Here is an 8,269-nt window from a genome sequence, read left to right on the forward strand (position 1 = left end):
GGTTGGGGTGAGGGCGAAAAAAACAGCGCACGATCGATCACAAACCGCGTCGGTAACGCTTAACTTAATGGCATTGGATTTAAGGTAAAGGGAGCAGGGAGGGTAGGCGCTCGCCTGCAAAGCCGAGAGCCGGATCGCCGTCCGGGACGAGGCGCTCGACCAGGGTGTCGTCCCACCGGGGAGCAGGGCTCCCGAATGATAATCTTTGCTGAAATAAACGGTTGCCCTGGAAGTGAGTCGGGGCCGTCGGGCTATCGATCCGACTCTTTTAGAGTGCGCCGGCAGAGCGGCGCAGTGTGGTCGGATCCGCGCGCCAAGTGACGCCATCGTAAGTTGCCAAGAACCTGAATAGAAACCTGAATATTGCACGCCACACACGCCGCGGCGACGGCGCTTTTCCCTGCCGGCAGGGCCTATGCTCGAGATCGGTACGAGAGTTATCAAGCAACCCCGATCCAAAGCGGCGTCGGGCCCGTGCCGATCACCAGACAGGGGCTACCAACCCGGCACCGGAGATGACCCGAAGCACAGGGGTTTATGGATTGCCGCCGCACTCCAAAGGGGGGCCAACCGATAGTCGCCCTGGGACTGAGGCCGAGTAGACAACTTTTTGCTTTCCATGGGTTTATCATTCGGGAGCCCTGCACCGGGGATCCTGGACAAAGACCGGCACCTATTCATGTGCTACATTTATTCGTGTGCTATAGGGTAGGAGGCTAACATGTCTACGAATGTCAACTTTACCGCTTCGGTCGATCGCGATTTGCTCAAGCGAGCCAAGGTAGTTGCCGCTAAGGCGGAGACCTCGGTCAATGCCCTCTTCAGTTCGGAGCTGCGCTATCTCGTCGAGACCTTCGAGGCGTCGGAGGTCGCGGGCAATCGGAATTTCAGAACGCTGTTGTACTTTTCCCTGGGGCGCATCGATGATTTGACCACGATGGAGTCCTTGGGACTCGAGCGCGAGGAAGACCTCTTTCTGATGATGGCCCAAGCCCATCTACCAATGCCCAGGCTGAGCGATTCGATGACCCAGGGGATGATCGATGATTTGAACAGCCTGATCCCATGAGTGAAAAGAAGCCTGTCGATGATCGGCAGGTTCTCTTGCTACCGGATGCCGGTCCTCTCATCACCCTGGCCTACGCGGACGCGTTGGACCTACTGCTCGAACCGGCATGGAACCTGGCCCTGGTCGATATGGTGTTGCACGAGGTTACCCGAAACGAAACGCCAACCAGTGACAAGCTGGCGGAATGGGCGCGGGATCGACAGGTCGAGGTTCTCTCCACCCGAACATACGCGCACCATCAAAGGATGCGTACCGACTCGGTTTCGTCATCCCGGAAGAGGAATCTCGGGGAACTCGCGATCCAGGAGGTGATGAACGAGCTTGCTCTGGAATCGCCTCCACGGACGGGTGTGTTTTTGTTCGAGGATCACAAGATTGCTCGGGCCGGATTTTTCTTACCGGACAATTGTCGCAAAGTGAGCACCCGAGCCTTTCTGCTGTTTCTCGAAAATCGCGGTGGGATACAGTCCGCCGCCGAGATCGAGCGTCGGGCTGTGCGTGCCGGCCGCCGGTTCTCCCGGCTACATTTTCCACCGCACCGGTAAAGGTGAACCTAATGTCACATCAAGTCGTGGATCAAGCGTCGCCTCCGGGCGCCGACCCGCAACCGCAACCTCCCGGCCCCTACCAGCGCGCAGACCTGGAGCGCTACTACCGGGCCAACCAGGCGGTCGCCTCCAATCGCGACCGGCTCCGGGATGCCCAAGATGAAATCCGGACGCTGGAGCATAGCGAGGCGGTCGAGGTCTTTCAGAAACAGATCGATCTCTTGCAGAAGCGTCTGGTCACCGATCCCCAGTACTTCAACCAGCTGTTCATTTCCGAGGGCATCGATGCCATTGCCTGGGAATTTCGGAAGGATGAGCTGGACCCGGATTTTACCTACAAGCTCTGGGGCCTGCTGCTGCGGGAGGATGACATGAGTACCCTCCTGATGCGCTTCCTCTGGAATATCTCCCTGAAGTCCAAGCGCAAGTTCATCCGCGCCATCGACGCGCACCTCTCCGATCGCTATCCCATGTTCAAGGGGCTATCGGTCAACTGGCCGGGAGAGAACAACATCCCACCCTATATCCGACCGCCCGAGGAGCGGGCCAAGGATTTCGATCTGGTCAACCAGGGCTACCTCGGCTACATGGGGCTCGGCTACAGCTTCCGCGAGGTGGAGCTTTTCGTCTGGCTGGAGGTGCTACGGGACAAGCAGTGCGATGACCGTCCCTGCGAGATCGGTCTGCCGGTCATGGACGGCGGCGAAAACAAAGGCGGTTGTCCGGTCAAGATCCACATCCCGGAGCTGCTGCATCTGATGGGGGAGGGGAAGTTCCGTCAGGCCCTGGAGCTGATCAAGGAGTCCAACCCCCTGCCTAATGTCACCGGCCGGGTGTGCCCGCAGGAAATCCAATGCCAGGGGGTTTGCACCCACAACCAGCGCCCGATCGAGATCGGCCAGCTGGAGTGGTATCTGCCCCAGAGCCAGAAGGTCCTGAATCCGAACAAGTACCTACAGCTACCCCAAGCCATCAGCCCCTGGGCCAAGGCCGAGCGCCCGCCCATCGCGGTGGTCGGCTCCGGCCCCGCCGGGCTGATCAATGCCTATCTGCTCTCCAAGGAAGGCTATCCGGTGACGGTGTTCGAGGCCTTCCACGCGCTGGGGGGCGTGTTGCGCTACGGGATTCCGGAATTCCGCCTACCCAACGAGCTGATCGACGATGTGGTCAAGAAGGTCGAGCAGCTGGGCGGAAAATTCGTCCGTAACTTCATTGTAGGCAAGACCGCGACCCTAGAGGCCCTGAAGCGCGCCGGTTTCTGGAAGATCTTCATCGGTACCGGCGCCGGCCTGCCCCGTTTTATGAACGTGCCCGGTGAGCACCTGCTCGGTATCCTGTCCGCAAACGAATTCCTCACCCGCGTCAACCTGATGCAGGCCCATAAGGAAGAGTACGAGACACCTTTGCCCACCACCGCAGGCAAGCAGGTCATGGTCATCGGCGGCGGCAATACCGCCATGGATGCCGCCCGCACCGCCCGCCGTCTGGGGGGGGAGGTCACCATCGTCTACCGCCGCACCCAGGCCGAGATGCCGGTGCGCGTCGAGGAGTTGCACCATGCCTTGGAAGAGGGCATCCAGCTCAAGGTGCTGCGGGCACCCCAGGAGTTCGTCGGCGACCACAAGACCCAGTTCGTCACCCGCGCCCTGCTCGACGTCATGGCGCTGGGCGAGCCCGATGCCTCCGGGCGCCGGCGTCCCGTCGCCACCGGTGCCATCGAAGAGATGCCCGTCGATCTGGTTATCATGGCCCTCGGCAATACCTCCAACCCCATCGTCAAGGACGCCGAGCCGGAGCTCAAGACCAGCAAGTGGGGCACCATCGAGATCCGGTCCGGGACCCAAGAGACCTCGGTGGATGATGTCTACACCGGCGGCGACGCGGCTCGGGGTGGCTCCACCGCCATCAAGGCCGCCGGCGACGGCCAGGAGGCCGCCCGCGAGATTATGGGTGAAAATCCCTTCAGCCCGAGTGAGCTCAAATCCCTGGTCGAGCACGCGGAACGCTATACCGAGACCGGCCAGGCCCCGGCGAAGATCCTGGACAAGCTCGAGCTGGCCGCGGGCATCGTCGAGTTCGTCGTGCACTCGCCCCTGGTCGCCAAGGCCGCCAAGGCCGGTCAGTTCGTGCGCGTCCTGGCCTGGGAGAAGGGCGAGCTGATCCCCCTGACCCTGGCGGATTGGGATGCCGCGGCCGGCACCATCGACCTGGTCATCCAGGGACTAGGCAGCAGCACCATCGTCATGAACAAGATGCAGGTCGGCGACGCCTTCGCCGGCATCGCCGGACCCCTCGGACTGCCGAGCCAACTGCACCGCTACGCCGCAGGCGAGACCCTTGTCTTCACCGCCGGCGGCGTCGGGTTGCCACCCGTGTACCCCATCATGCGCGAGCATTTGGCGCTCGGTAACCACGTGACCCTGATCGCCGGTTTTCGCACCCGGGAGCTCATGTTCTGGGCCGAGCCGGACGCGCGCATCGGCCAACTCCAGGCCGAGTTCCCGGATACGCTCGAGGTCATCTACGCCACCAACGACGGCAGCTTCGGCGTCGAGGGCTTCGTCACCGGACCGCTGGCAGGGCTACTCGATGCGGCCAAGGCCGGCACCGGCCGCACCGTCGGCGAGGTCGTCACCATCGGCCCGCCGCTCATGATGCGCGCCGTCAGCGATCTCACCCAGCCCTATGGCGTGCGCACCATCGCCAGCCTCAACTCCATCATGGTCGACGCCACCGGCATGTGCGGCGCCTGCATGGTCCCCGTGACCAGCGACGGCAAGCTGGTGCGCAAACACGCCTGCATCGACGGCCCGGAGATCGACGCCCACAGCATCGACTGGGACAAGTTCATTCCCAGATTCCAGCAGTACCGGGCGCAGGAAGACCGGAACCGGCAGCGGCATGGGGTGTAGACAGGACGAGTGCGCACTCTACAACAGGCTCGCCCCGCTGTTCGGTAGGTCGCCGATCCCGACCCGACTCCAGGCCTGACAAGCCCAGGGCGAGCGCGTATAAATCCTCCCAAAAACATGATCTTGTAGGTTGGGCAAAGGTGCACCAGGGACGGTGCGCCGTGCCCAACAGTTGGATGTTGGACACGGGCCATCCCTGGCCCTTTGCCCAACCTACTGTCGGTAACAACTTGTTGATCGATAAGAAATTTATACGCGCTCACTCTGCTGACAAGCCGGTTTCGAGTGCGCGGAGGTCTTGATCGTAAGAGAACTCTGGTATGTGACCAAGGGAACCTGGCAATTGATGAGAGGTGGATCACCAATGACTATTGGGACTGGAACAGTCGAGGAGTTGGCACTGGACCTCGATCCCGAACGCCGGGCGAGACTTGCCGGCTTGTTGATTGAGAGTCTTGATGATGCCGAGTCGGTAGATGAGGTGGAAATCGAACGACTCTGGCTCAGGGAGGCGGAACATCGCTGTCGCCAAATCGATGCCGGCGAGGTGGAACTGATTCCAGCGCAGGATGTGCTCGACGGTCTCCGTAACCGCAGCCGGTGAAAAACGTCCGTTTCGACCCTCTCGCCGAGCACGAGCTGGCCGGAGCGGTCGGCTACTATGACGATAAGGGCCCTGGACTTGGCGATGGTCTCTTGACCGAAGTTAGCACGGCACTTCATCAACTGTCCGGGGCGCCTTTTTCTTGCCCAGTTGTTTATGGGGAGCTCCGCCGCAAACCCCTTTTCAGATTCCCTTATTCCTTCATCTATCGCATTGTGAACCATGAGGTACAGATCGTTGCTGTCATGCACCGGCGCAGAGGGCCTGTGTACGTAGCTGAAAGACTCAGAGGCGTAGATTCCGACGGCTAGAGGCAGTTGACATTTCTGAGCCCGCGTAGGGCGGATAAGCTTGCGCCATCCGCCGTATGCTCTTATATCCGCAGATTACGCAGATGAAGAAAGAAACAATCTGTGAAAATCTGCGTAATCTGCGGATTCAAAAAGCGAACGCGACTTTGGTTCCTGTACCGAGGCGGTGGACACAGCCCACCCTATACGGGAGGTCAGCGCCATCCGGCGGGTGACGGCGCGCCCACCGCCGCGGTAATCGCGGCGCTTGGCGCACGCGCCTGACCCGCCCTACGGGCTCGGGTACGCCCATCGGCGGCAACGACATGCTCATCGCCGCCCACGCCCTGACGCTCGGTCTGATCCTGGTCACCGCAAATGAGCGAGCATTCTCCCGCGTACCGGGTCTATCCGTGGAAAACTGGCTTGAACCTAAGAATCCGCATTGATATGTCGTTTTGTCGTTAGTGATTATAAATAAAGGTAGCGACATCAAGGCCGGTTTGTTACTTTCTGACGTGCCGCCACCGGACGGATGAGTATTCGTCCTGCACGGGTCATGTGTTGTGGCCCATGCGTCTTCCGGCTGGCACAAACCAACCGTCAATCCCAAAGAGGTATGAAATTATGCTCAGAAGAAAAGGCGTTGTGACGCTCGCTACCTTCGCGCTGGCCATTGGGCTTTCGTTCACCGCGGTGTCCGTGCCGGCGGCATCGGCGTGCAAGGGCCTCGAACGGGGCCCGTGCGAAAGGAAAGGTTGCAGCTGGGTAGAGTCGTACAGGCGCAAGGATGGCGTAAGTGTCGCTGGTCACTGTAAATCCAAACCCTACAAATCGGTCGAGTCGGACGACAAAAAGAAGCTTGAACACAAGAGTAAGTCGGTCGGGTCCGACCCCAAGGAAAGGTTCGATAGCAAAAGCAAATCGGTCAGGTCTGACTACGAAAAGGGGGTTGATAGCAAGAGCAAATCAGCCAAGTCAGGCGACAAGAAGAAGTCTGAATCCAAAAAGAAAAGCGAGAAGACAAGCAAAAAGAAGTCCGAGAAGACGATCTAGCCTATAGAGCGGACGGGTTGTGTTACGACGCACCAAGGCTCGCTGATCGTCTGCCGTGGCCGCGCCGGCGTCTTAACGCAACCTACGCCCGCACTACCTCCGCGCGGCCTGCGCGCCCGACCACATGCGCCGCGTAGGTTGGGTAAAGGGCGTAGGATGCGGTGAGCGCGGGAGATCCTTCAGGATGGCACTGCCGGATGGCGCGAACCGCATCAATGGATGGCCCGTGCCCAACACCGATGTTGGGCACGCCGATTGAGACCGGGTTCTGAAACAGGAGACCGTCGGTGCAGCAGGTGTTGCGGATACTGAAGCCCGAGGAGTACTTCATCGAGGAGGAACCCTACTACGAGTCCGTGGGCGACGAGATTGCGGTGTTCGAGGCCGCCTACCGCAACGGGTTGCCGGTGCTGTTGAAGGGGCCTACCGGTTGTGGCAAGACGCGCTTCATGGAACATATGGCCTGGCGACTCAAGCGGGCACTGATAACCGTCTCCTGTCACGACGACCTGACCGCCTCCGACCTGGTGGGCCGCTTCCTGGTCAAGGGCGGCGAGACCATTTGGGTCGACGGTCCCTTGGCGCGGGCGGTGCGCGCCGGGGGGATCTGCTATCTGGATGAGATCGTGGAGGCGCGCAAGGATACCACCGTCGTCATCCATCCCCTGGCCGATGACCGGCGGGTGTTACCCATGGAAAAGGCCGGGGAGCTGTTGGCGGCGCCCGATGATTTTTGCCTTGCCATCTCCTACAATCCGGGCTACCAAAGCGTGCTCAAGGACCTCAAGCAGAGCACGCGCCAACGCTTCGTAGCCCTGGAGTTCGACTACCCGGAGGCCGGGTTGGAGCAGCGGATCCTGGAGAAGGAGACCGGTGTAGCCCCGGAGCAGGCACGCCGGCTGGTCAAGTTCGCCCACATGACCCGCAATCTCAAGGGCCAGGGCCTGGACGAGGGGGCCTCGACGCGGCTGTTGGTCCACGCCGCCAAGCTGATCGTCTCCGGCGTTGCCCCGGTCACTGCCTGCCGGAGCGCCATCGCCCAGGCCCTGACCGATGATGCAGATATGCTGGCGGCGGTCTACGAGCTCAGTGCCTCGCTTTTCTGATGGTCGGTCCCTATGTTCACCGTTATGAATCGGGATTTGCCCCGCACTGACGATCTGCCTTCACGGCTCGGCCGGATCATGCTGTTCGCGGCCTGGGTGGTGGGGTTGGCTATACTTGCCCTGTTCTTCCAACGCCTGCTCAACGATCAGGAGAACCCGAACCGGGATCTCCAGGTGGCCCCGGACGCGCAGGGTCGTCCCCAGGTGATCCTGCAACGCAATCGGTCCGGGCACTACGTAGCCAATGGCCGGATCAATGGTGAGCCGGTCGTCTTTCTCCTCGATACGGGCGCCACGGACGTTGCACTCCCGCTCCGGGTGGCACGCCGGCTCGGTGTGCCCTTGGGTGCGGCACGCATGGCCAAGACGGCGAACGGCAATATCCGGATCTGGAGCACGCGGCTCGGCAGCGTCGACCTGGGAGGTCTGACGGCCCGCCGCGTGCAGGCGTCGGTGTTGCCCAATATGCCGGGGGAGGAGGTTCTGCTGGGGATGAGCTACCTGAAGCAGTTCGAGCTCATACAGCGCGGCAAGACCCTGACCTTGCGTGCCCCGAAGTAAGGCCGGATGAGACACCCTCTCCCGGACGAGGGTGTCGCAAAAGTCATTTCGAACCAGTAGAGTAGAGAGCAGGTTCCCGTGTCCTTAGATGTGGCCTATCCGTTGCCGCCCCTTTCGTCTGGC

At 61.0% G+C, this 8,269-nt stretch carries 8 protein-coding genes and 1 pseudogene; all 9 read left to right on the top strand.

Going from position 1 to position 8,269, the window contains the following annotated elements; translation table 11 throughout:
* The first annotated feature begins 721 nt into the window (after positions 1 to 721).
* The 9 genes and pseudogenes from BQ17_RS17510 (at position 722) to BQ17_RS17550 (ending at position 8,146) form a co-directional block, all read left to right on the top strand.
* A complete protein-coding gene (locus tag BQ17_RS17510; RefSeq protein WP_089729292.1) occupies positions 722 to 1,069 on the top strand; it encodes a hypothetical protein in 348 nt (115 codons plus the stop codon).
* Complete coding sequence (locus tag BQ17_RS17515) at positions 1,066 to 1,614, top strand: hypothetical protein (RefSeq protein ID WP_089729294.1); 549 nt, start codon at positions 1,066 to 1,068, stop codon at positions 1,612 to 1,614. The genes BQ17_RS17510 and BQ17_RS17515 overlap by 4 nt, the downstream gene beginning before the upstream one ends.
* 11 nt (positions 1,615 to 1,625) lie before the next feature.
* A complete protein-coding gene (locus BQ17_RS17520) occupies positions 1,626 to 4,529 on the top strand; it encodes a sulfide/dihydroorotate dehydrogenase-like FAD/NAD-binding protein (RefSeq protein ID WP_089729296.1) in 2,904 nt (967 codons plus the stop codon).
* A gap of 364 nt (positions 4,530 to 4,893) precedes the next feature.
* Complete coding sequence (locus tag BQ17_RS17525; protein ID WP_089729299.1) at positions 4,894 to 5,133, top strand: addiction module protein; 240 nt, start codon at positions 4,894 to 4,896, stop codon at positions 5,131 to 5,133.
* Entirely contained in the window at positions 5,130 to 5,444 is a 315-nt protein-coding gene (locus tag BQ17_RS24410; protein ID WP_089729300.1) for a type II toxin-antitoxin system RelE/ParE family toxin, read from the top strand. The genes BQ17_RS17525 and BQ17_RS24410 overlap by 4 nt, the downstream gene beginning before the upstream one ends.
* A 281-nt stretch (positions 5,445 to 5,725) precedes the next feature.
* Positions 5,726 to 5,872: pseudogene (locus BQ17_RS23550) on the top strand (PIN domain-containing protein); the annotation flags it as partial.
* A gap of 178 nt (positions 5,873 to 6,050) precedes the next feature.
* Positions 6,051 to 6,479: a hypothetical protein gene (locus BQ17_RS17540; RefSeq protein ID WP_089729303.1), complete on the top strand. Its 429-nt coding sequence runs from the start codon at positions 6,051 to 6,053 to the stop codon at positions 6,477 to 6,479.
* 287 nt (positions 6,480 to 6,766) lie between these two features.
* Positions 6,767 to 7,585: a CbbQ/NirQ/NorQ/GpvN family protein gene (locus BQ17_RS17545; RefSeq protein ID WP_089729305.1), complete on the top strand. Its 819-nt coding sequence runs from the start codon at positions 6,767 to 6,769 to the stop codon at positions 7,583 to 7,585.
* Between the two features lie 12 nt (positions 7,586 to 7,597).
* Complete coding sequence (locus tag BQ17_RS17550; RefSeq protein ID WP_256091665.1) at positions 7,598 to 8,146, top strand: retropepsin-like aspartic protease family protein; 549 nt, start codon at positions 7,598 to 7,600, stop codon at positions 8,144 to 8,146.
* The last annotated feature ends 123 nt before the right edge of the window (positions 8,147 to 8,269 follow it).

The sequence above is a fragment of the Candidatus Thiosymbion oneisti genome (assembly GCF_900092655.1).
Taxonomy (GTDB): domain Bacteria; phylum Pseudomonadota; class Gammaproteobacteria; order Chromatiales; family Chromatiaceae; genus Thiosymbion; species Thiosymbion oneisti.